Below are 23,072 nucleotides of genomic sequence, written 5' to 3' on the forward strand. Positions count from 1 at the left end.
GCCACACCAGTATTTCACGGTGCGTCCAACCCGTTTTCCGGTCCTGTGGACAGACTGTCCACAGGGCCACGGGGACACCTGTTCCGTCTGGGACAATGGGCGGTGCCATGACCGCAAGGAAGGAAGTGCCGACCGTGGCTCAGAGCACCGAGACCGACTGGGTCTCCCGATTCGCCGACGAGGTCATTGCCGAGGCGGAGCGCCGCGCCCCTGGCAAACCGATCGTCTGCGCCTCGGGTCTCAGCCCGTCCGGCCCGATCCACCTCGGCAATCTGCGCGAGGTCATGACCCCGCACCTGGTCGCCGACGAGATCCGGCGCCGGGGATACGCATGCGTCCACATCCTGTCCTGGGACGACTACGACCGGTACCGGAAGGTTCCGGCCGGGATCGACCCGTCCTGGTCCGAGCACATCGGCAAGCCGCTCACCTCCGTCCCGGCCCCGCCGGGATCCGCCCACGCCAACTGGGCCGAGCACTTCAAGGCGCCGATGGTCGAGGCGTTGCGGCAGATGGGCATCGAGTTCCACGGCATCAGCCAGACCGAGCAGTACACCTCCGGGGTCTACCGCGAGCAGATCCTGCACGCGATGCGCCACCGCGCCCAGATCGACGCGGTGCTCGACCGCTACCGCACCAAGGACAAGCCGGGCGCCGCCAAGGGCGGTAAGAAGCAGCAGCAGAAGCCGGTCGACGAGGCCGAGCTGGCCGCCGCCGAGGGCTCCGGCGCGGCCGCCGAGGACGACGGCAGCGCGGGCGGCGGGAGCTACTACCCGTACAAGCCGTACTGCTCGGTGTGCGCGCGCGATCTGACCACCGTCACCGCGTACGACGACGCGACCACCGAGCTGAGCTACACCTGTGTGTGCGGCCATGGCGAGACGGTCGCGCTCAGCGAGTACAACGGCGGCAAGCTGGTCTGGAAGGTCGACTGGCCGATGCGCTGGGCGTACGAGGGCGTGGTCTTCGAGCCCTCCGGGGTGGACCACACCTCGCCCGGCTCCTCGTTCGTCGTCGGCGGGCAGATCGTGCGCGAGGTCTTCGGCGGCGATCAGCCCATCGGCCCGATGTACGCCTTCGTCGGCATCAGTGGGATGGCCAAGATGTCGTCCTCCAAGGGCGGGGTGCCGACCCCGGCCGACGCCCTGGAGATCATGGAGGCCCCGCTGCTGCGCTGGCTGTACGCCCGCCGTCGGCCCAACCAGGCGTTCAAGATCGCCTTCGACCAGGAGATCCAGCGCACCTACGACGAGTGGGACGCGCTGGAGCGCAAGATCACCGAAGGCTCGGCCCAGCCCGCGGACGCCGCCGCCTACGGCCGCGCGACCCGCACCGCCTCCGGACCGCTTCCGGCCACCCCGCGTCCGCTGCCCTACCGCACGCTGGCGTCGGTGGTGGACATCACCACCGGCCATGACGAGCAGACGCTGCGCATCCTCAGCGAGCTCGACCCGGAGAACCCGGTGAAGTCGCTGGACGAGACGCGGCCGCGGCTCGACAAGGCCGAGCGCTGGATCACCACCCAGGTCCCGGCCGACCAGCGCACCCGGGTGCGCGAGGAGCCGGACACCGAGCGGCTGGCCTCGCTCGGCGAGACAGAGCGGGAGTCGCTGCGGCTGCTGCTCGAGGGTCTGGACGACCACTGGTCGCTGGACGGGCTCACCACCCTGGTCTACGGAGTGCCGAAGATCCAGGCCGGGCTGGCCCCGGATGCCAAGCCCACACCGGAGCTGAAGGTCGCACAGCGGACGTTCTTCGCACTGCTCTACGAGCTGCTGGTCGGCCGGGACACCGGCCCCCGGCTGCCCACGCTGCTGCTGGCGGTCGGCGCCGACCGGGTGCGCAAGCTGCTCGCGGCCTGACGGCCCGGAGGCGCATCGCGCCGGAAGGGGGCGGACCGGGAAACCGGTCCGCCCCCTTCCGGCGCGTACGGATGTCTTCTCCGGACAGCGGCGGTTACGGGATCTGCTCGGCCGCCATCTCCATCCGGTACCGGTCCTTGAAGTCGTTGACGTACGCCCCCAGCTCGTTGTTGTTGAGCTCGGTGACGCCGTAGGTCTCCCGCAGGCGCTGCCCGAACTGGAACGCCGAGGGGAACATGCCGTTGTCCGCGAGGTACTGGCGGAAGGCCCCGTAGAAGACCTCCTCCCGCGGGACGTCGTCCGGCAGCTCGGCCATCGGCTGCCCCACCGTCTCGTACTCGGGGTACGACTCCGGCTCGCGCTGCTCGGGGAGGTAGACGCCCTGGCCGTTCACCACACCCTGGCGGCCGAGCTGGCGCACCCTGCCCGGTCCGACCGGGACGGTCACCTGCTGCTGCTCGGGCGAGTCCGGCTGCTCTGCCTGCCGCTCATGGTCGGGCTGCTGATAACCGGCCTGCTCATAGCCGCTCTGCTGGTACCCGGCCTGCTGGTACCCCGCCTGCTGGTAGACCGGCAGCGGCAGGGAGAGCGGCAGCTCCTGCGGTCCGGGGGCGGGCGCCGGGGCCGGGGCCGGGGCACCGGCATCGGGGGCTCCGGGCACACCGGCGGCTCCGGAGGCGGTAGGGGCGGTGGGGGCGCCCGGTACGCCCGGTGCGCCGGGCGCACCGGACATGTCGTACGCCGCTCGGCCGGTGGCGCCGTCCGCATCGGCGGCGGTGGACGCGGCAGCGCCCGTACCGGCCGGCAGCGCGGACGGCAGGACCGCGTTCGCCTCCAGCCCGGCCGCGGCGAGCCCCGCCGGGGCGGTCTCCCTCAGCGGCACCCCGTACCGCGCCAGCCGCAGCGGCATCAGCGACTCGACGGGTGCCCGGCGGCGCCAGGCGCGCCCGTAGCGGGCCCGCAGCCGGGCGCGGTAGACCAGCCGGTCCTGCTCCAGCTTGATGACCTCGTCGTAGGAGCGCAGCTCCCACAGCTTCATCCGGCGCCAGAGCCGGAAGGTGGGCACCGGCGCGAGCAGCCAGCGGGCGATGCGGACCGACTCCATATGCCGGTCGGCGGTGATGTCGGCGATCCGGCCGACGGCGTGCCGGGCCGCCTCGACGGAGACGACGAAGAGCACCGGGATGACCGCGTGCATACCGACGCCCAGCGGATCCGGCCAGGCGGCGGCGCCGTTGAAGGCGATCGTGGCGGCCGTCAGCAGCCAGGCCGTCTGACGCAGCAGGGGAAAGGGTATCCGGATCCAGGTGAGCAGCAGATCCAGGGCGAGCAGGACGACGATCCCGGCGTCGATGCCGATGGGAAAGACATTGGCGAACTGCCCGAAGCCCTTCTCCCGCGCGAGATCGCGCACGGCCGCGTAGGAGCCGGCGAAGCCGATCGCCGCGATCACCACCGCTCCGGCGACGACCACCCCGATCAGTATTCGATGCGTGCGTGTCAATTGCATCGCGGCCACCCGCGATCCCTCCCCGTCCTTGGCAACAGCGCGCCCAGCGTCGCATACACGTCAAGCGCCGCGGACGGGAAGGGGTGGCGGATGGTTCAGGCGCCGCTCTTCTTCTTGTCCTTGTCGGAGGAGCCGCCGTCGGACTTGCCGCCGGACTTGCCGCCCGAACCGCTGGAGCCGTTCGCGTCGCTGGAGTCGCTCGAGGTGCCCTTGCCGCCCTGGTCACCCTTGGCGACGGACTCCACGACCTCCTTGGCCGCGTCCTTGGCGTCCTTCATCAGCTCCGCGGCGTCCGGCGCCTTGGCGGTCTCGTAACCGGCGCCGTCGTACTCGATCACCACGACGACATTGGCCGTACGGGCGACCACCGTCTGGTTACGGAAGTCGTCGCCGTCCTTCTTGGCCTTGGTGCTGACCGTGGTCGCCGCATCGCCGATGCCCCCGGCCTGCTCGGTCTTGGCGTCCTTGGCACCGTCGGCCGTGGCGGCCTTGGTCGCCTGCTGGCCCGCGTACGCCTGGGCACGCTTGTCCCCGCTGCCCATTCCGGAGTCGGAGTGGAAGAGCTTGAGGGAGACGGTCAGCGACCGGTACTTGAATCCGTCGAGGCCGTTCCACAGGCAGCTCGCGGAGGAGTTGGTGTCCGCCGACGGCAGCGCCTTGCCCTTCTTGGCCTCCGCCTTCGGGACGAGCTCACCGACACTCTTCCCCGACAGGGAGGTGCAGACATCGGGCAGCTTGCCGAACTTTGCTGCCGCTACGGTCGGGGAGGGACTGGACCCGGCGGATCTGGACGGACTGTCCTCGCTCTTCTTGTCCTTGTCGGAACCGGAGGAGCAACCTGCCACCAGCAGCACAGGTACGGTCGCGCAGGCGAGTATTCGGGCGAGTCGCGGGGCTGAACGGTGCATGGATCCTTCGCTCATTCTCTGTCGATGGGCGGACGTACCGCCCGCGTCATTAGTCGGCACGGTACGCGGCCGATGCGCGGGCGTCCCAATCTCCGAGGTCTTCGCGGGGTGTCCGAGGTCATTCCACGGGAGGTGCGGGGCCCGTTACTCGTTGAGGGTGTCGGTCAGCTCCTGGGCCAAGTCTTCCGCGTTCTCCTGGAGTTCTTCGCTATCGGGAATGCTCTTCTTGTCGGTCGACCACTGGTTGTAGCGAATGGTGGCAATCACATTCGAGGACCGGAACACCACGGTGATGTCGCGGTGGATACCGGAGTCCTTGGTGATCAGCTGGTCGTTGAGGAAGGCGGCGTCGCCGAGGTCGTCGAGGCGGCGCGGGGCGGTGTCCGCCGAATCCTCATCATTCGTAGCGCTTTGATCGCTTTCGGGTGTCTCGTCGCCCTTGGGATCCTTGGTGGCCTTATCGCCACTATCCCCTTTGTCATCCTTTTTGTTGGCGTCGCTCTCGTCGGCGCCGGGCGTCGAACCGGCGACCGTGTTGCTGTCGCCACCGCTCTCGCCACCGCCCGCGTCCCCGGCCTCGTCCTCGGGCGGCTCGGGGGACGCCGGGGGGTCGCTCGGAGCGTCCGGGATATGCGCGGCGACGGCCTTCTTCTCGTAGGTGTCCTGCGCCCGGTCGTCATCGCTGATGGCCGGGTCGTAGGAGACCACCCGCTCGAAGTCCAAGGTCAGATAGCGCGTGCCGCCGGGTGTCTCCATCTTCCAGCGGCAGCCGTCGCGCCGGTCGATGTCGTAGGTGAGCGCCGCCTGCCCCTCGTACGCCTTGTCCTCCTCGTCGCCGCCGGGCAGTAGGGTCTGGAGGGTCTTCGGGCTCACGGCGCCGCACGCCTCGGGCAGCGACCGGTAGCGGCCGGGCTCGGCCGAGACCTGCTGGCCGGAGTCGTCGGAGGTGCCGTCGTCCCCGCTGGGCTTCGAGTCGGAGCCGGTGCATCCGCTGAGCCCGGCGGCGGCGAGCACGCCGATGAGCACGGCGACGGCCGGGGCGGCCCGCCTTCCGTACGCCCTTCGCTGCGCTGGCTGCACTGTCCGTGTCCCTTCGAGCGAAAACTGCTTGCCGCCCGTAGGCGACGGCTGGACACAATGTCTACCGCACGTGCTGCCGTGCTTGCCGGTCGACCGCCATCAATGAGGCATAGGCCCGGTTTTTGCGTTTTCTGTATTTCACGGGGGAATGAGTAAATCATGTCGTACGTAGAGGTGCCCGGGGCGAACGTCCCGATCCGCATGTGGACCGACCCCTCGACGGTCGAGGACGTCGCCATGCAGCAGCTGCGGAACGTCGCCACCCTGCCGTGGATCGAGGGGCTCGCCGTGATGCCCGATGTGCATTACGGCAAGGGCGCCACGGTCGGCTCGGTGATCGCCATGCGGGGCGCGGTATGCCCGGCGGCGGTCGGCGTCGATATCGGCTGCGGTATGTCGGCGGTCAAGACCTCACTCACCGCGAACGATCTGCCCGGGGATCTGTCCCGGCTGCGCTCCAAGATCGAGCAGGCGATCCCGGTGGGCCGGGGGATGCACGACGACCCGGTGGACCCGGGTCGGCTGCACGGCTTCCCGACGGCCACATGGGACGACTTCTGGGGACGCTTCGTCGGCGTCGCGGAGGCGGTCAAGTTCCGCCAGGACCGGGCCACCAAGCAGATGGGTTCGCTCGGTTCGGGAAACCACTTCATCGAGTTCTGTCTCGATGACACCGGCTCGGTCTGGCTGATGCTCCACTCCGGCTCCCGCAACATCGGCAAGGAGCTGGCCGAGTACCACATCGGCCAGGCCCGGAGCCTTCCGCACAACCAGAACCTGGTCGACCGCGACCTGGCCGTCTTCATCGCGGACACCCCGCAGATGGCGGCGTACCGGCACGATCTCTTCTGGGCGCAGGAGTACGCGAAGTACAACCGCTCGATCATGATGGCGCTCTTCCAGGACGTGGTGCGCCGGGAGTTCAAGAAGGCCAGGCCGGTCTTCGAGCCGGTGATCTCCTGCCACCACAACTATGTCGCCGAGGAGCGCTACGAGGACGTGGACCTGCTGGTCACCCGCAAGGGCGCGATCCGCGCGGGCAGTGGGGACTACGGGATCATCCCGGGGTCGATGGGCACCGGTTCGTACATCGTGCGCGGCCTGGGGAACGCGGCGTCGTTCAACTCGGCCTCGCACGGCGCGGGCCGGAGGATGAGCCGCAACGCGGCGAAGAAGCACTTCTCGACGCGGGATCTGGAGGAGCAGACGCGGGGCGTGGAGTGCCGTAAGGACTCCGGCGTCGTGGATGAGATCCCGGGCGCGTACAAGCCGATCGAGAAGGTCATCGACCAGCAGCGGGATCTCGTCGAGGTGGTGGCGAGGCTCAAGCAGGTCGTCTGTGTGAAGGGTTGACGGCCCGAGCCGGGACGGCGTCCCGGACCGGGCGGAGAGCCCGGTCCGGGACAACGGCGGGCCGGGCCGAGGTGCCCGGCCCCATGACGGGGGTGGGGGCCGGGCACCGGCGCGTCTGCCTCGTGGCGTTGCGCTTCTTGGACCGGTCGCTCAGCGCTCGCGGTGGACCTTGTGCTGGGCGGCCTGGGCGCGGGGCCGGACGACCAGCAGATCGACGTTGACGTGGGAGGGCCGGGTGACGGCCCACTCGACGGTGTCGGCGACATCGTCCGCGGTGAGCGGTTCGGCGACGCCCTCGTAGACGGCCGCGGCCTGGGACGCGTCGCCGCGGAACCGGTTCACGGCGAACTCGTCCGTCTTGACCATGCCGGGCGCGATCTCGATGACCCGCACCGGCTCGCCGCACAACTCCAGCCGCAGGGTGGCGGCGATGGCGTGCGCGCCGTGCTTGGCGGCCACGTAACCGCCGCCGCCCTCGTACGCGAGAAGGCCCGCCGTCGAGGACATCACGACGACCGTGCCGTCGCCGGAGGCGGCGAGCGCGGGCAGCAGGGCCTGGGTGACCTGGAGGACACCCATCACATTCACCTCGTACATCGCCCGCCAGTCGTCCGGGTCGGCCTTGGCGACGGTCTCGGCGCCGATGGCGCCGCCCGCGTTGTTCACCAGGACGTCGCAGCGGTCGAGGGAGGCGGCGAAGGCGTTGACGGCGTCGCGGTCGGTGACGTCCAGGACGTACGCCTGGGCCTCGTGACCCGCCTCGGTCAGCTCACCGGCGAGCGCCTCGATCCGGTCCGCGCGGCGCGCGGTGAGGACGACGCGGAAACCGGCGGCGGCGAGACGGTGGGCGGTCGCGGCGCCGATGCCGCTGCTGGCGCCGGTGATGACGGCGGTACGGGTGGTCATCGGCCCTCCTAGGACGAATGGTGACGACGGGCTGGCGGCTGGATGCGGACGGGTGTGACCGCACATGATCCATACGCAGGATATGACGGTCTTATTTACCTCCAATCAGGGGACTCAAGATCGGAAACCGCTACGGGCTCCATGGGCCGGGGAAGGGAGCACAGCGACCGGCGTGGCGCCGGCGAAGGAGCATCCCCATGCCCAAGGAGTGATTGCAGCCCATGACGCAGCAGAACAGATTCGTGCAACGGTCCCGTCGGTCCTTCCGCCGCTGGGGCGTCGTCTCGGCAAGTGCCGTCGCGGCGGCGGCGCTGGTGACCGGCGCGCCGACGGCCGCGTGGGCCGCGGCCTCGCACCCCGCGCCGAACGGCGCGTGCCAGCGGGCCCAGGACCCTGAGCACCACAACCACGAGCATGGGGACGGCCGCCAGCACGAGCAGCACCAGCAGAGCGGGCACCACGAGCACGGCAACGGGCAGCAGCACGAGCAGAGCGGTGCGCGCGAGCAGCAGGGCCAGCAGCACGAGCACAACGGCCCGCGCGAGCAGCAGGCGCAGCAGCAGAGCGAGAACGAGCAGAGCGGTGGTCGCGAGCAGTACGGGCAGGGCGGCCAGGGCGAGGAGAATGGCGGTCGCGAGCAGTACGGGCAGGGCGGCCAGGGCGAGGAGAGCGGTGGTCGCGAGCAGTACGGGCAGGGCGGCCAGGGCGAGGAGAACGGTGGTCGCGAGCAGTACGGGCAGGGCGGCCAGGGCGAGGAGAACGGTGGTCGCGAGCAGTACGGGCAGGGCGGCCAGGGCGAGGAGAATGGCGGTCGCGAGCAGTACGGGCAGGGCGGCCAGGGCGAGGAGAACGGTGGTCGCGAGCAGTACGGGCAGGGCGGCCAGGGCGAGGAGAATGGTGGTCGCGAGCAGTACGGGCAGGGCGGCCAGGGCGAGGAGAACGGTGGTCGCGAGCAGTACGGCCAGGGCGGCCGTTACGACGAGGGCCACTACGGCGACGGCTCCCAGCAGCAGGGCAGGCCCCAGCCCGCACCGCAGCCCCAGGACCGCGGCGCGATGCGTCCCGCCCACGGTGACCACCAGAGCGACCCCGCCCACCACAAGGCCGAGAAGGCCGACAAGCAGAAGCACAACGGCCCGGTGACGATCGCCGAGGCGGCCCGGATCGCCGAGTGCGAGGTCGGGGGCCGTGCCCTCAGCGTCGAACTCGTCGAGGACTGCCCTCCGGAGGACGCGCACCACAAGGGCCGGCCGCAGGACCGGTCGGGCATGAGCGACCCCCACAAGGCTCCCGAGCACCAGAAGAAGCGCCTGGTGTGGGCGGTTGAGGTCGAGTGTGACCACACCGTCAAGCGGGTCCTGATCGACCCGGACACCGGCTGTGTGCTGAACACCACCCAGGCGGAGAAGAACAAGGACAACCACGACAACCACGAGCACCAGGGCCACCCCGGCGCGTAAGCGCGCCGCGGTTCACGACGCCCGGCCGGGGCAACCCCGGCCGGGCGTCGTCCGCGTGGGGCCGTGCCGTCAGGGCGAGGTGAGCGGTTCGGCCTCGTAGGCGCGGTGCAGCAGTTCCACGAAGGAGGGCGCCTCGGGGACGGCCGTCTCGTCGATGCGGTGCACCGGTACGCCCGGTGTCCAGGAGTTCATGACCACGGCACCCGCCAGTCCCGGTACGTCGGCCAGCGTGATCTCCGCGTCCCGCTGGGGCGCCCCGAGCCGGTCCAGCTGGCGCCGGACGATTCCCATCGTCACGCCGCCCAGCATCCGGGCGACGGGCCACACCACGGTGGAGCCGTCCCAGAAGGCCAGGTTCCAGATCGACCCCTCGCTGAGCCGCCCCCGTCGGTCCACGAACACGGCGTCGTCGAAGCCGCGTGTGGCGGCCTGCCGCGGGTAGTACGTCTTGGCCATCTCGCCGACGTGCTTCACCGCCGGGAGGACCCCTTCGTACTCGACGGCCTCCACGGCGAGCGGCCCGGCGGGCCCGGTCACGGGCGGCCCCGTACGCACCAGAACGTCCAGCTCCGGCCCGGACCCGTCGTCCGTTCCTGCCCCCACCGGGGCGTAGACGGTGGCCCTCAGCGACACATCGGCCGTACCGCCCGCCGCCAGCGCCACCCGCAACAGCTCCCGCACCCGCTCATCGGGCAGCGCCGTCCCGAACATCTCCTGCGACGCCACCCGCAGCCGCCGCATATGCAGATCGAGCCCCCGCACCCCGCCGTCACGCACCTGCGCCGCGGTGAAATGGGCATTCCCCGCGAACGCGAGCGGCGCCAACTCCTCGACCGTCGCGGCCCGTCCATTGCGCTGAACGACATACCCGCTCATATCTCACCCCGTTGGAACGAACTCGATACGCGGTATGCCGCGCACACGGCGACATTAGGGCAACGGGGAGAGGGGCGAGGGCTCCGAGGCCGTCAGCGGCGCCTTACGGCCATACCAGGCAATACGGCTGATGCCCCGCCTCATGCAGGCGGTGGGAGAAGTCCTGCCACTCATGCAGCAGTTGGTAGACGGTGAAGGCGTCGCGGGGGCCGCCGCGGTCGGGGACGGTGGACCAGATGAAGGCGGCGGCGCCGACGGCTTCTTCGCCTACGCCGCGCAGCGGGTCGACCGCGGTCATCGGGAGCTTGACGACGGCGTAGTCGGGGTGGAGGACGACCAGCTCGAGCGGGGGGACCTTGTGGAGAGGGACGCCTTCGATGCCGGTGAGGACCATCGCGGCCACCGTCTCCGGCTTGATCTTGGTGAACATGCCGTGGCCGAGCTCGTCGCCGCCGAGCTCCTCGGGGCGCATGGAGATGGGGACCCGGGCGGCGGTGGCCCCGTCGGGCGCGCCGAAGTATTTGTAGGTCACCCCCATGCGGCCCCCGCTTCTGCTCGCTCCGCCCGCATTCTCCCGCCGATGGCGTCCGGGGCGTGCGCGCTCGGGGCCTCGGTCGTCAGTCCCTTCACCCAGTTCGCCACCGCGATGCATATCTCCACCCGACCACTCGCGGCCACCACCGCGCAACCCGATCAATGTGAGAGAGACCTCCCCCGCACCGGAGCGGTGAAACGCCCCACGGCAGGACTCCGTCGGCCTCTGACAACATGGCGTGCGTGAGCTATCCGTACGCAGCCCCAGTTTCGCAGACGCTTTTCGATCGCGCGGCGGTCGTGACACCCGGCGGCGTGAACTCTCCGGTGCGGGCCTTCCGCGCCGTGGGGGGTACGCCCCGATTCATGGTGTCCGGTGCCGGTCCGTACCTCACGGATGCCGATGGAAGGGAGTATGTCGACCTCGTGTGTTCGTGGGGACCGATGATCCTCGGCCATTCCCACCCCGAGGTCACGGCGGCCGTGCAGGCCGCGGTCGCACGCGGTACGTCCTTCGGTACGCCCGGTGAGGGCGAGGTGGAGCTCGCCGAGGAGATCGTGGACCGGGTCGGCCCCGTCGAGCAGGTGCGCCTGGTGTCGTCCGGCACCGAGGCGACGATGTCGGCGATCCGGCTGGCCCGCGGCTTCACCGGACGGGCCAAGGTGATCAAGTTCGCCGGGTGCTACCACGGTCATGTGGACGCGCTGCTGGCGTCGGCCGGGTCCGGGGTGGCGACCTTCGGACTGCCGGACACCCCGGGGGTGACGGGAGCGCAGGCGGGGGAGACCGTGGTGCTGCCGTACAACGACCTCGAGGCGGTGCGGGAGGCGTTCGCCGCGCACCCGGGCGAGATCGCCTGTGTGATCACCGAGGCGTCGCCGGGCAATATGGGCGTGGTGCCGCCGCTGCCGGGGTTCAACGCGGGGCTGAAGCAGCTGTGCGCGGAGAACGGCGCCCTGTATGTCTCCGACGAGGTCATGACCGGATTCCGGGTCTCCAGGGCGGGCTGGTACGGCCTCGACGGGGTGGAGCCGGACCTGATGACCTTCGGCAAGGTGATGGGCGGCGGCTTCCCGGCCGCGGCCTTCGGCGGGCGCGCCGACATCATGGCGCGGCTGGCCCCGGCCGGACCGGTCTACCAGGCGGGCACGCTGTCGGGGAACCCGGTCGCGACGGCCGCCGGAGTGGCGCAGCTGCGGCTGCTGGACGACGCGGCGTACGCCAAGGTCGACGCGTTCTCCGGGCGGCTGCGGTCGCTGGTGACGGAGGCGCTCGCCAAGGAGGGCGTGGCGCACCGGCTCCAGGTCGCGGGCAATATGTTCTCGGTCTTCTTCACCGGTGAGGACGTCACCGACTACGAGAAGGCGAAGACGCAGGAGGCGTTCCGCTTCACCGCGTTCTTCCACTCGATGCTGTCGCAGGGCGTGTATCTGCCGCCGTCCGCCTTCGAGTCGTGGTTCGTCTCCACGGCCCATGACGACCGGGCGCTGGAGCGGGTGGCCGCGGCTCTGCCGGGGGCGGCGCGGGCCGCCGCCGAGGCGACTGAATGATGGGTGACATGACTCAGCGCGAGAACGAGATCACCGTCGTCCATGTGATGCGCCACGGTGAGGTGGAGAACCCCGAGGGTGTGCTGTACGGGCGGCTGCCCGGGTACCACCTCTCCGAACTGGGCCGCCGGATGGCCGACCGGGTCGCCGAGCACCTCGCCGACCGTGACATCACCCATGTCGTCGCCTCCCCGCTGGAGCGGGCGCAGGAGACGGCGGAGCCGATCGCCAAGACGCATGGGCTGGACGTGGCGTCGGACCGCCGGCTGATCGAGGCGGCGAACGCCTTCGAGGGCAAGACCTTCGGCGTGGGCGACGGCGCGCTGCGCAAGCCCGCCAACTGGCGCCATCTCACCAACCCCTTCCGCCCCTCCTGGGGTGAGCCGTATGTCGACCAGGTCGTGCGGATGATGGGGGCGCTCGGCGCCGCGCGGGACGCGGCGCGCGGCCATGAGGCGGTGTGCGTCAGCCACCAGCTGCCGATCTGGATCGTGCGCAGCTTCGTGGAGCGGCGGCGGCTGTGGCACGACCCGCGCAAGCGGCAGTGCACGCTGGCCAGCCTGACCAGCTTCACCTACCGCGGTGACCAGATCGTGTCGGTCGGCTACAGCGAACCGGCCCGCGATCTCGTTCCGGCGCATCTGCTGGCGGGCGCCAAGCCGGTGAAAGGGGCGTCGAAGGGCTTCGGCGCGTGAACAGGTGCGTGCATAAGGGCTCGTACGCGCATAAGGGCTCGACGGTTCTCCATGCGTATGGGTTCCCACGCATGCGGTAATCACCCGGAGTCAAATGTGTCGCTTGTGTAATTGACCGCGTCCCTCCGGAACCCCGCTATTCGTCTCGCCATCTCAAAAGTTGTCCGCCAGCCCGGACAACGGTTACCGCGAGTGCGAATCGAGGACGTTATGCGTGAGGTCAGCCGGAGGGGGATCCTCGGTCTTGGTGCGGGAGCGATGGCGTCACTGGCCGTCGCCGGCTGCTCCTCGCCGGGATCGAAGCCGAAGCCGAAGGAGACGCAACAGGCCAAGCCGATCGGTGACGGCTCGACCTCCCGGGGCGCCCAGCGGCCGAAGGAGCCGAAGCCGGAGCGGCTGGAACGGGGCCAGAAGCCGCCGCAGTTCGTGGTCTTCTCGTGGGACGGCGCGGGAGAGGTCGGCAACGGTCTCTTCCCGCGGTTCCGCAAGCTGGCCAAGGACCACGGCGCCACCATGACCTTCTTCCTCTCCGGCATCTACTGCCTGCCGGAGTCGAAGAAGTCGATGTACCGGCCGCCGAACAACCCGGTCGGCGCCTCCGATATCGGCTATCTCACCGATGAGCACATCCGGGCGACCCTGGAGAACGTGCGGAAGGCGTGGCTGGAGGGCCATGAGATCGGCACCCACTTCAACGGCCACTTCTGCGCCGGAAGCGGTTCGGTCGAGCACTGGACGCCCGCCCAGTGGAAGTCCGAGATCGACCAGGCTGTGTCCTTCGTCACGGAATGGCGGACGAACACCGGCTTCAAGGACCTCGATCCGCTGCCGTTCGACTACCACAAGGAGCTCATCGGCGGCCGGACCCCGTGTCTGAAGGGCCAGGACAACCTGCTGCCGACGGCCAAGAAGCTGGGCTGGCGCTATGACGCCAGCTCACCCGGCGGGCGGCAGGTGTGGCCCTCGAAGAAGCAGGGGCTGTGGGACTTCCCGTTGCAGCAGATTCCCTTTCCCGGGCACACCTTCGAAGTGCTCTCGATGGACTACAACATCCTGGCCAACCAGTCGCAGAATTCCACGAACGGTTCGCCGGCGAGGTACCCGGGCTGGCGCAAGCAGGCCACGGAGGCTTACATATCCGGATTCCGGCGCGCCTATGAGAGCAATCGCGCGCCGCTGTTCATCGGAAACCACTTCGAGCAGTGGAACGGCGGCATCTATATGGACGCCGTCGAAGAAGCGCTGAAGCATATGGCGGACGAGAAGCACAAGGACGTGCGGCTGGTCTCCTTCCGGCAGTTCACGGACTGGCTGGACGCCCAGGACCCGGCGGTCCTGGAGGATCTGCGCTCGTTCGAGGTGGGCGAGGCCTGGCGGGCCAACCGCTGACCGACCGCTGACGGCCCGGGGCGTGGCTGCGGAACCGTACGCGGCGGCCGGGCCAAGGGGGGTGGCGAAGATCCCCAAAAGGTCCATGCGAAACTTTTCACATGAGTGCCTGCCGCGCCCCTCGGCGCATCGCGACCCGTCGCGCAACCGTGCTGGCCACCGGCGCCGCGGTTGCCGCGCTGGCCCTTACCGCCTGTGGTTCCGGCGGTGCCTCGGGCGGCTCCTCCGACACCAAGTTCGTGCAGGGCAAGGGCGGTGTGGACACCGTTCCCCGGAGCAAGCGCACCGACGCTCCCGAGCTGTCGGGGGAGACCCTCGCGGACAAGCGGCTCGATGTCGCCGACTACAAGGGCAAGATCGTCGTGCTGAACGTCTGGGGTTCGTGGTGTGCGCCATGCCGGGCGGAGGCGCCGAACCTCGCCAAGGTCGCGAAGGAGACCAAGCGCGACGGCGTGGAGTTCGTGGGGATCAACACGCGTGACAACGACCGCGCCCCCGCGCGCAGGTTCGAGAAGTCGTTCGGCGTCGAGTACCCGAGCCTGTACGACCCGATGGGGAAGCTGATGCTGCGCTTCCCCAAGGGCAGCCTCAATCCGCAGGCCATCCCGTCCACCATCGTCCTGGACCGGGACGGCAAGATCGCGGCCCGGACGCTCACCGCGCTGAGCGAGGAGCGGCTCCGTACGATGCTCGACCCCCTGATCGCGGAGAAGTGAGCTCCGTGAGCACACTGGCCGCCGTCTCCGGATACAACGAGACCGTGATGACCGGGGGACTGCTGGTCTCCCTGCCGATCGCCGTCTTCGCCGGACTGGTCTCCTTCTTCTCCCCCTGTGTGCTGCCGCTGGTGCCGGGCTATATGTCGTATGTCACGGGGATCACCGGCGCCGATCTCGCCGAGGCGCGACGCGGCCGGATGCTCGCGGGCGCCTCGCTGTTCGTGCTCGGGTTCAGCGCGGTCTTCGTCTCCGGTGGGGCCCTCTTCGGCAACTTCGGCCAGGACCTCCAGGAGCACCGGGAGACCCTGAGCAAGATCCTCGGGGTGGTCACCATCGTGCTGGGCCTGGCCTTCATGGGGGTGCTGAAGGGCTTTGGACAGCGGGAGTTCCGCTTCCACATCAAGCCCACCATGGGGCTGGCGGGCGCCCCGGTGCTGGGGGTCCTGTTCGGCGTCGGATGGACGCCGTGTCTCGGGCCGACGCTCAGCGCCGCCAGCACCCTGGCCTTCCAGCAGGGGACGGCGGCGCGCGGCGCGCTGCTCGTCGCCGCCTACTGTCTGGGGCTGGGGCTGCCGTTCATAGCGGTGGCCCTCGCCTACCGCCGTACGCTGGGCGCCTTCGGCTGGGTCAAGCGGCACTACGTCTGGGTGATGCGGGCCGGTGGCGGGCTGCTGATCACCCTGGGGGTGCTGATGCTCACCGGCGTGTGGGACACCATGATGAGCGAAATGCAGAGCTGGGCCGCGGGCTTCAACGTTGGGATCTGATCGATGTCCACCACCGATACCGACACCGCGGCCGACAAGGCGGCCGACGCCACCGCCGAGGAGAGCGAACTCGGCGCGGCGGGCTCGCAGCTGTCCACGGCGCCCGCCGAGGAGATCAACCTCCCCTCGCTGGGGGTGCTGGGCTGGGCCCGGTGGTTCTGGCGCCAGCTGACCTCGATGCGGGTCGCCCTGCTGCTGCTCTTCCTGCTGTCGCTGGGCTCGATCCCCGGTTCGCTGATCCCGCAGACCAGCATCGATCAGCTCAAGGTCGAGAGCTTCAAGGACAAGCATCCGACGCTGACGCCGGTCTACGAGAAGCTCCAGCTGTTCCACGTCTACAGCTCGGTGTGGTTCTCCGCGATCTACATCCTGCTGTTCATCTCGCTGATCGGCTGCATCGTGCCGCGCACCTGGCAGTTCGTCGGTCAGCTGCGCGGCCGCCCGCCGGGCGCCCCGCGCCGCCTCACCCGGCTTCCGGCGTATACGACCTGGCGCACCGACGCCGCGCCGGAGGAGGTGCTCCGGGCCGCCAAGAGGATCATGAAGGGGCGCCGCTTCCGCACCGAGGGCTCGGGAGACGCGGTCGCCGCGGAGAAGGGCTATCTGCGCGAGGTGGGCAACCTCCTCTTCCATATCGCGCTGATCGTGCTGCTGGTGTCCTTCGCCGCCGGGCAGCTGTGGAAGGTCGAGGGCAGCAAGCTGGTCGTGGAGGGCGACGGCTTCAGCAACAGCCTGGTGAGCTACGACGACATCAAGTCGGGCCAGCTGTTCGACCGCGACGATCTGCCCCCCTTCGGCTTCCAGCTGGACCGCTTCACCGCGACCTACGAGCGCAGCGGTCCGCAGATGCGCACCCCGCGCACCTTCAACGCCGACGTCACCTACTGGGAGGGTGCGGACGGCGCCGAGCGCACGTCCCGGATCAAGGTCAACGAGCCGCTCGAGATCGCGGGTTACAAGGTCTATCTGCTGAACCACGGCTATGCGCCGGTGGTCACGGTCAGGGACGGAAAGGGCGAGGTCGCCTACAAGGGGCCGGTGGCCGGTCTGCCGATCGACGGGGCCAACCTCACCGAGAGCATGGTGATCAAGGTCCCGGACTATCGCAACAAGGCGGGCAAAAAGGATCAAATCGCCTTCCAGGGTCAGTTCCTGCCCACCTGGGTGCGCAGCCAGGGGATGTTCTCCGTTTTCCCCGCGCTGGACAACCCGGCGCTGGTGCTGACCGCCTACCACGGCAGCCTCGGCGTGGACGGCGGTACTCCGCAGAGCGTGTACCAGCTGGACAAGTCGCGGATGAAGCAGTTCATGGAGTCCGACGGCAAGACCAAGTACGCCCGGGCGCTCGGGGTCGGCGACACCATGAAGCTGCCGAACGGCGCGGGCTCGCTGAAGTTCGACGGGATCAAGGAGTGGGCCAGCTTCCAGGTCTCCCACAAGCCCGGTACCGAGGGCGCCCTGATCGGCGCCGTCGCCGCCCTGGTGGGCCTGGCCGCGTCCCTGTTCATCCAGCGCCGCCGGGTGTGGGTGCGCGCGGTGGCCGGCAAGGACGGCACCACCGTGATCGAGATGGCCGGGCTCGGCCGCAGCGAGTCCGCCAAGCTGCCGGAGGAGCTGGCCGATCTGGCCGTCCGCCTCCAGGCCGAAGCGCCCCCCGCGCCCGAAGCCGACGCGTCCCCCGCCTCCGAAGCCGACGCGTCCGAAGCCGTCGCACCAGCCGCGTCCGGGACGGATCCGGAACGCCAACCGGAACCCACACCGGAATCGACGTCGGAACCCGAGTCGGAGGAGGGACCGGAAGCTGATCCGGCGCCCGGGACCGACGGCACGGATCCGGCAGATCCATCCGAAGGAGCGCACGCGTGAACCTCGCCGCCGAAGTCAACGAGACACTGGCGCACAACAGCAATGTGCTGATCTATTCGGCGATGGCGGTCTACACCCTCGCCTTCCTCGCCCATATCGCCGAGTGGGTGTTCGGCAGCCGCAGCGCCGTCGGCCGCACCGCCGCCGCGATCACCGCCGAGGCGGCCGCCGCCCCCTCCCGCGCCCAGGTCGCCGTCCGGGTCGGCGGGAACACCGCCGAGAAGGGCGGCACCGCCGTGCTGGAGCGGCCCAAGGTGATCACCCGCTCCGCCGCGGGCAGCCGGGACATCCCGGACGGCCCCGGCGCCGCGGGCGGCACCGAGAAGGGCGATGTGTACGGCCGGATCGCGGTGGGTCTGACCGTACTGGCGCTCCTCTTCCACACCGCCGGTGTGCTCACCCGCGCCCTGTCGGTGCGGCGCGCCCCCTGGGGCAACATGTACGAGTTCTCCACGACCTTCGCCATGGTCGCGGTCGCCACGTACCTCACGATGCTGGCGCTGAAGAAGAATGTGCGCTGGATCGGACTGCCGCTGGTCACCACGGTCCTCCTCGACCTCGGTCTCGCCGTCTCTGTCTTGTACACCGACAGCGACCAGTTGGTTCCCGCCCTCCACTCCTACTGGCTGTGGATCCACGTCAGCTGCGCGATCGTCTCCGGCGCCTCGCTGTACATCGGCGCCGTCTCCACGCTGCTCTACCTCTTCCGCGACCGGTACGAGGCGCGGCTGGAGGACCCGAAGGGGAAGAAGACCGGCCGGTTCGCCGCCTCCGTTCTGGAGCGGGTGCCCTCGGCGGCGTCCCTGGACAAGTTCGCCTACCGGATCAACGCCACGGTCTTCCCGCTGTGGACCTTCACGATCATCGCGGGCGCGATCTGGGCCGAGGCCGCCTGGGGCCGCTACTGGGGCTGGGACCCCAAGGAGGTCTGGTCCTTCATCACCTGGGTCGCCTACGCCTGTTATCTGCACGCCCGGGCCACCGCGGGCTGGAAGGGCCGTAAGGCCGCGTACCTCGCGCTGATCGCTTTCGGCTGCTACCTGTTCAACTACTACGGCGTGAACATCTTCGTCACCGGCAAGCACTCCTACGCCGGGGTCTGACCGGTCCCCGGGGTCTGACCGGTCCGGCGACCCCGCCCCGCGGGTAACGGGTCACCCGGGGAGGGGTACGAGCATCCGCTCGTGCCCCTCCCCGCCGTGACGTCCTACTCGTTGGTGTCCCCGAGGCCCTCGCCCTTGCGGCGCAGCTCTTCCTCGCGGCGGCGCAGATCGGCCTCCCAGCTCTTCAGCCGCTCCTCGTCGTCCTCCGCGGGCGGCTCTCCCGCCTCCCCCGTGTCCTTCTGCTCGCCCAGCGACTTCAGGAACTCGGGGTTGTCGTCCGGCGCGACCCAGCCGCCACCGCGCGAACCGGCCCGGGGTCCGTCCCCGCCCTGGCCGCCCGCCGCGCGCCGACGGCCCGCGATCAGCCAGGAGACCGAACCGACGACCGGGAACAGCAGCACCAGAATCGCCCAGATCGGCTTGGGGAGATAACGGATGTCCTGCTCGTCGGTGGTGATGCAGTCGATGAACGCGTAGATGCTGAGTGCCAGCGGCACCAGGATCATCAGCACCCGGAGCATGAGGCGATCCCCCTGCGTGTGGTGTTCGGGGCCGGGGGCACGGCCCCCAGTTACGGGACCAGGGTAGTGCGTACCGGATACTGGACCGCATGGCTTATGACGATCTTCGTTCCTTTCTGCGGGCGCTGGACAGGGAAGGTGACCTCAAGCGGGTCAAGGCCGAAGTCGACCCGCACCTGGAGGTCGGCGAGATCGTCGACAGGGTCAACAAGGCGGGCGGCCCCGCGCTGCTCTTCGAGAACGTCAAGGGCTCGTCGATGCCGCTGGCGATGAACGTCTACGGCACCGACCGCCGCCTGCTGAACGCCCTCGGCCTGCGCTCCTACGACGAGATCAGCGAGAAGATCGGCGGGCTGGTCAAACCCGAGCTGCCGCACGGCTTCGGCGGTATCCGCGAGGCGTTCGGGAAACTGGGCGCCATGGCGCACGTACCGCCGAAGAAGGTCAGGGAAGCGCCCGTCCAGGAGACCGTCCTCACCGGTGAGGACGTCGATCTGGAGGCGCTCCCGGCCCTGTTCACCTGGCCCGAGGACGGCGGCTCGTTCTTCAACCTGGGCCTGACGCACACCAAGCACCCGGAGACCGGGGTGCGCAATCTCGGCCTCTACCGCCTCCAGCGCCATGACCGCCGCACCATCGGGATGCACTGGCAGATCCACAAGGACAGCCGTAACCACTACCAAGTGGCCGCACGGCGCGGTGAGAAGCTGCCGGTGGCCATCGCCTTCGGCGCGCCGCCCGCGGTGACGTACGCCTCCACCGCCCCGCTGCCCGGCGATATCGACGAGTACCTCTTCGCCGGGTTCCTCCAGGGCCGGCGGATCGAGATGGTCGACTGCAAGACGGTGCCGCTCCAGGTCCCGGCCCACGCCGAGGTGGTCATCGAAGGGTGGCTGGAGCCGGGGGAGATGCTGCCGGAGGGTCCGTTCGGCGACCACACCGGCTTCTACACCCCGCAGGAGCCGTTCCCGGCGCTGACCATCGACTGCGTGACGATGCGCAGGCGGCCGCTGTTGCAGTCGATCGTGGTGGGGCGGCCGCCGACCGAGGACGGTCCGCTGGGCCGGGCCACCGAGCGGTTCTTCCTCCCACTGCTCAAGATCGTCGTCCCGGACATCGTGGACTACCACCTCCCCGAGTCCGGCGGCTTCCACAACTGCGCGATCGTCTCGATCGACAAGAAGTACCCCAAGCACGCGCAGAAGGTGATGCACGCCATCTGGGGCGCCCACATGATGTCGCTCACCAAGCTGATCGTGGTGGTCGACGCCGACTGTGATGTGCACAACCTCCATGAGGTCTCCTGGCGCGCGCTGGGCAACACGGACTACGCACGCGACCTCACCGTGGTCGAGGGCCCGGTCGACCATCTCGACCACTCCTCGTACCAGCAGTTCTGGGGCGGCAAGGCCGGGATCGACGCCACCGCGAAATGGCCCGAGGAGGGCTATACGCGCGACGGCGGCTGGCCCCGCATGGTCGAGTCCGATCCCGCGACATCCGACCGGGTGACGCGCCGTTGGAAGGAGTTCGGGCTGTGACATCGGCCGCCGCTGCCGCGCCGCGCCCCGGGGCCACCAAGTCGTTCCTGCGGCTGGTGATGATCGAGCACTCCGTCTTCGCGCTGCCCTTCGCCTATATCGCCGCGCTCACCGCGATGTTCCGGCTGGACGAGACCGTCCACTGGACCCGGCTGCTGCTGATCACGGTGGCGATGGTGGGGCTGCGCACCTTCGCGATGGCCGCGAACCGGATCATCGACCGCGAGATCGACGCCCGTAATCCGCGCACCGCCGGGCGCGAACTGGTCACCGGTGCCGTGTCCGTGCGCACCGCGTGGACCGGGGCGTTCATCGCGCTCGCGGTCTTCCTGGGCGCCGCGGCCCTGCTGAACCCGCTGTGTCTGGTGCTGGCGCCGGTCGCCGTGGTGCCGATGGTGGTCTATCCGTACGGCAAGCGGTTCACCGACTATCCGCACGCGATCCTCGGGCTGGCCCAGGCGATGGGTCCGGTCGGCGCCTGGATCGGGGTCACCGGTGAGTGGTCCTGGGAGGCGGTGGTCCTGGGGCTCGCGGTCGGCGTCTGGATCGGCGGCTTCGACCTGATCTTCGCCTGCCAGGACGTGGCCGCCGACCGGGCACACGGGGTGCGGTCGGTCCCGGCCCGCTTCGGGATCGCGGGGGCGCTGTACGGGGCGCGCGTCTGCCATGTGCTCACCACCGCCCTGCTGGTCTGGTACGCGGTGGCCACGGACGCCGGGGCGTTCTTCTGGGCGGGGCTGGTGATCGTCGCGGTGGCCTTCGGGTACGAGCACACCATCGTGCGTCCGGGCGATCTGTCGCGGCTGAACCGCGCCTTCTTCACGGTCAACGGCTTCATCGGGATCGCGCTGTTCTGCTGTGCGCTGCTCGACCTGGTGGTGCGGGGGCTGAGCCTGTGAGAGCGGCCGGACGGCGGCGGATAGGCTCGGTCGTGTGGAGCCGCCGCAGGAGCCGTACAGGCCGTACGAACAGGTGAGCCGCCGCCCCTGGGTGGTCGGTGTGTCCGGTGCGTCCGGGACGCCCTTCGCCGCCTCGGTGCTGCGCGCGCTGCTGACGGCGGGTGAGGCCGTCGATCTGGTGATCAGCCGGGCGTCCCGGCTGACGCTGCTGGACGAGACCGGGATCGCCTTCCGGGACGCGCACTGGCAGGAGGATCTGCGCCGTTGGCTGGCCCGTGGCGCGGACGGCACCCCCGACGCCTTCGAGGTGCCGGCCGGGGTGGCGGATGTGCGCCACTGGGCGGCCGGGGACCTGGCCGCCGGGCCGTCCTCCGGCTCTTACGAGACCAAGGGGATGCTGATCGTCCCGGCCAGCACCGCGTGTGTGGCCGGAGTGGCGCTGGGGCTGTCCAAGGATCTGCTCCAGCGGGCGGCGAGCGTGACGCTCAAGGAGCGGCGCAGGCTCGTGGTCGCCGTACGGGAGACCCCGCTGAACGGCCGGACGCTCCGGCACCTGGTGTCGCTGGACGAGGCGGGCGCGGTGGTGCTGCCCGCCTCTCCGGCGTTCTACGCGGGGGCGACGCATATCCAGGACCTGGTGGACTTCGTCGCGGGGCGGGTACTGGACGCGGCCGGGGTGCCGCACAAGCTGTACCGCCGGTGGGAGGGGGAACTCGGTGGGGACCGGGGGAGGGGCTAGCGGGTCCAGCGCTTCCGGGCCAGCGCGGCGCGGGCCGCGACGACGACCGCGCGGCGCCCCGCGCGGGAGGTGGGCCGATGGGTCGCACGCGAGCGGTTGGCCAGGTCCCGCAGCTCATGCATGCGGGCTTCAAGACCTTCGATCGTGTACACGGTGAGTCTCATCTCCTGAGGAAAAACAGGTCGATCGCCTAAAAGATTTACAGGGCCTGTGGCCCTGATGCCTTAGATTCTACATGTAATGTCGCTCGAACTCTGAATAATGGAAGGCGTACGGCATATGGACGCGGTGGACAGGCAGCTCATCCAGGCGCTGCGGGAGAACGGCAGGGCCTCGTACGCGGAGCTGGGCAGGCTCGTCGGCCTGTCCGGGCCCAGCGTCACGGACCGGATCAACCGCCTGGAGGCGGCCGGTGTCATCACCGGTTATCGCGCGACCGTCGACGCCGCCTCCCTCGGGCTCGGGGTCACCGCGCTGATCGGCATCCAGCTCTCCGACGCCACCGACCACGAGGACGTGGCGCAGCGGATGCGCGAGCTGGCCGAGATCGAGGACTGCTGGTTCATCGCGGGCGACGACTCCTACATGCTCAAGGTGCGCGCCTCGGACGTGGACGGCCTGGAGCGGACCATCCGCCGGCTGTCCGGCACCAAGGGCGTCTCCCGGACCCGCACCACGATCGTGCTGTCCACCAAGTGGGAGAACCGGGTCGGAGAACTCCCGGAGGACATCGAGGCGTAGTCTCGGCGAAGCCGATATCGGCAGTGGAAGGGCCGGACAGACACGGCCGGAC

22 protein-coding genes are annotated in these 23,072 nt (G+C 69.7%); 14 read left to right on the forward strand and 8 right to left on the reverse strand.

All coding sequences use genetic code 11. The features are described 5' to 3' along the window. The first annotated feature begins 107 nt into the window (after positions 1-107). Complete coding sequence (lysS, locus tag AB0C66_RS00125; RefSeq protein WP_362430870.1) at positions 108-1,862, forward strand: lysine--tRNA ligase; 1,755 nt, start codon at positions 108-110, stop codon at positions 1,860-1,862. 94 nt (positions 1,863-1,956) lie between these two features. On the opposite strand, the gene AB0C66_RS00130 is transcribed toward lysS, so the two are convergent. The 3 genes from AB0C66_RS00130 to AB0C66_RS00140 form a co-directional block, all read right to left on the reverse strand. Further along, positions 1,957-3,372 carry a DUF2637 domain-containing protein gene (locus AB0C66_RS00130; protein WP_362430871.1) on the reverse strand — a complete coding sequence of 472 codons (1,416 nt, stop codon included), beginning with the start codon at positions 3,370-3,372 and terminating at the stop codon, positions 1,957-1,959. Between the two features lie 95 nt (positions 3,373-3,467). Further along, positions 3,468-4,280, reverse strand: a complete 813-nt coding sequence (locus AB0C66_RS00135) for a hypothetical protein (protein ID WP_362430872.1) — start codon at positions 4,278-4,280, stop codon at positions 3,468-3,470. A 144-nt stretch (positions 4,281-4,424) separates the two neighbouring features. Next, the gene (locus AB0C66_RS00140; RefSeq protein WP_362430873.1) at positions 4,425-5,360 is read right to left on the reverse strand and encodes a DUF3558 domain-containing protein; all 936 of its coding nucleotides are present in this window, start codon (positions 5,358-5,360) and stop codon (positions 4,425-4,427) included. A 159-nt stretch (positions 5,361-5,519) separates the two neighbouring features. Between AB0C66_RS00140 and AB0C66_RS00145 the strand changes: the two genes are divergently transcribed. Further along, complete coding sequence (locus AB0C66_RS00145) at positions 5,520-6,713, forward strand: RtcB family protein (protein WP_362430874.1); 1,194 nt, start codon at positions 5,520-5,522, stop codon at positions 6,711-6,713. Positions 6,714-6,863: 150 nt separating this feature from the next. Here the strand turns inward: AB0C66_RS00145 and AB0C66_RS00150 are convergent, their stop codons facing one another. Further along, positions 6,864-7,619: an SDR family oxidoreductase gene (locus AB0C66_RS00150; protein WP_362430875.1), complete on the reverse strand. Its 756-nt coding sequence runs from the start codon at positions 7,617-7,619 to the stop codon at positions 6,864-6,866. A 221-nt stretch (positions 7,620-7,840) separates the two neighbouring features. Here AB0C66_RS00150 and AB0C66_RS00155 point away from each other — a divergent pair, with 221 nt between their 5' ends. After that, the gene (locus tag AB0C66_RS00155; protein ID WP_362430876.1) at positions 7,841-9,079 is read left to right on the forward strand and encodes a hypothetical protein; all 1,239 of its coding nucleotides are present in this window, start codon (positions 7,841-7,843) and stop codon (positions 9,077-9,079) included. 69 nt (positions 9,080-9,148) lie between these two features. Here AB0C66_RS00155 and AB0C66_RS00160 read toward each other — a convergent pair whose 3' ends face one another. Together AB0C66_RS00160 and AB0C66_RS00165 are read right to left on the reverse strand one after the other, a co-directional pair. After that, the gene (locus AB0C66_RS00160; RefSeq protein ID WP_362430877.1) at positions 9,149-9,955 is read right to left on the reverse strand and encodes an aminotransferase class IV family protein; all 807 of its coding nucleotides are present in this window, start codon (positions 9,953-9,955) and stop codon (positions 9,149-9,151) included. Between the two features lie 103 nt (positions 9,956-10,058). Next, positions 10,059-10,607: a hypothetical protein gene (locus AB0C66_RS00165; RefSeq protein ID WP_362430878.1), complete on the reverse strand. Its 549-nt coding sequence runs from the start codon at positions 10,605-10,607 to the stop codon at positions 10,059-10,061. A gap of 116 nt (positions 10,608-10,723) precedes the next feature. Between AB0C66_RS00165 and hemL the strand changes: the two genes are divergently transcribed. From hemL to ccsB, 7 genes are all read left to right on the forward strand, one after another. Then, on the forward strand, positions 10,724-12,040 hold the full coding sequence (gene hemL, locus AB0C66_RS00170; RefSeq protein ID WP_362430879.1) for a glutamate-1-semialdehyde 2,1-aminomutase: 1,317 nt from the start codon (positions 10,724-10,726) through the stop codon (positions 12,038-12,040). Positions 12,041-12,048: 8 nt separating this feature from the next. After that, positions 12,049-12,735 (forward strand): histidine phosphatase family protein, encoded by a 687-nt coding sequence (locus AB0C66_RS00175; RefSeq protein WP_362430880.1) that lies wholly within the window; start codon positions 12,049-12,051, stop codon positions 12,733-12,735. Between the two features lie 210 nt (positions 12,736-12,945). Beyond that, entirely contained in the window at positions 12,946-14,124 is a 1,179-nt protein-coding gene (locus AB0C66_RS00180; protein ID WP_362430881.1) for a hypothetical protein, read from the forward strand. Positions 14,125-14,225: 101 nt separating this feature from the next. Further along, positions 14,226-14,840, forward strand: coding sequence for a TlpA disulfide reductase family protein (locus tag AB0C66_RS00185; RefSeq protein ID WP_362430882.1), 615 nt, complete (start codon positions 14,226-14,228; stop codon positions 14,838-14,840). 5 nt (positions 14,841-14,845) lie between these two features. Next, complete coding sequence (locus tag AB0C66_RS00190; protein ID WP_362430883.1) at positions 14,846-15,610, forward strand: cytochrome c biogenesis protein CcdA; 765 nt, start codon at positions 14,846-14,848, stop codon at positions 15,608-15,610. Positions 15,611-15,613: 3 nt separating this feature from the next. Beyond that, on the forward strand, positions 15,614-17,476 hold the full coding sequence (locus AB0C66_RS00195; RefSeq protein ID WP_362430884.1) for a cytochrome c biogenesis protein ResB: 1,863 nt from the start codon (positions 15,614-15,616) through the stop codon (positions 17,474-17,476). Next, entirely contained in the window at positions 17,473-18,579 is a 1,107-nt protein-coding gene (gene ccsB, locus AB0C66_RS00200; RefSeq protein WP_362430886.1) for a c-type cytochrome biogenesis protein CcsB, read from the forward strand. The genes AB0C66_RS00195 and ccsB overlap by 4 nt, the downstream gene beginning before the upstream one ends. Before the next feature lie 104 nt (positions 18,580-18,683). On the opposite strand, the gene AB0C66_RS00205 is transcribed toward ccsB, so the two are convergent. Continuing rightward, complete coding sequence (locus AB0C66_RS00205) at positions 18,684-19,100, reverse strand: PLD nuclease N-terminal domain-containing protein (RefSeq protein WP_362430888.1); 417 nt, start codon at positions 19,098-19,100, stop codon at positions 18,684-18,686. A gap of 89 nt (positions 19,101-19,189) precedes the next feature. Between AB0C66_RS00205 and AB0C66_RS00210 the strand changes: the two genes are divergently transcribed. From AB0C66_RS00210 to AB0C66_RS00220, 3 genes are read left to right on the forward strand one after another with little or no spacing between them, the layout of a single operon-like run. Next, a complete protein-coding gene (locus AB0C66_RS00210; RefSeq protein ID WP_362430889.1) occupies positions 19,190-20,641 on the forward strand; it encodes a menaquinone biosynthesis decarboxylase in 1,452 nt (483 codons plus the stop codon). Next, entirely contained in the window at positions 20,638-21,540 is a 903-nt protein-coding gene (gene mqnP, locus AB0C66_RS00215) for a menaquinone biosynthesis prenyltransferase MqnP (RefSeq protein ID WP_362430890.1), read from the forward strand. Before AB0C66_RS00210 ends, mqnP begins: the two co-directional genes overlap by 4 nt. Before the next feature lie 34 nt (positions 21,541-21,574). After that, the gene (locus tag AB0C66_RS00220; RefSeq protein ID WP_362430891.1) at positions 21,575-22,279 is read left to right on the forward strand and encodes a UbiX family flavin prenyltransferase; all 705 of its coding nucleotides are present in this window, start codon (positions 21,575-21,577) and stop codon (positions 22,277-22,279) included. Here AB0C66_RS00220 and AB0C66_RS00225 read toward each other — a convergent pair. Continuing rightward, the gene (locus AB0C66_RS00225; RefSeq protein WP_362430893.1) at positions 22,276-22,443 is read right to left on the reverse strand and encodes a hypothetical protein; all 168 of its coding nucleotides are present in this window, start codon (positions 22,441-22,443) and stop codon (positions 22,276-22,278) included. The genes AB0C66_RS00220 and AB0C66_RS00225 overlap by 4 nt on opposite strands. A gap of 115 nt (positions 22,444-22,558) precedes the next feature. On the opposite strand from AB0C66_RS00225, the gene AB0C66_RS00230 reads away from it, so the two are divergent. After that, complete coding sequence (locus AB0C66_RS00230) at positions 22,559-23,020, forward strand: Lrp/AsnC family transcriptional regulator (RefSeq protein WP_362430894.1); 462 nt, start codon at positions 22,559-22,561, stop codon at positions 23,018-23,020. Positions 23,021-23,072 lie beyond the last annotated feature (52 nt).

The organism is Streptomyces sp. NPDC048636 (assembly GCF_040650655.1).
Lineage (GTDB): Bacteria > Actinomycetota > Actinomycetes > Streptomycetales > Streptomycetaceae > Streptomyces.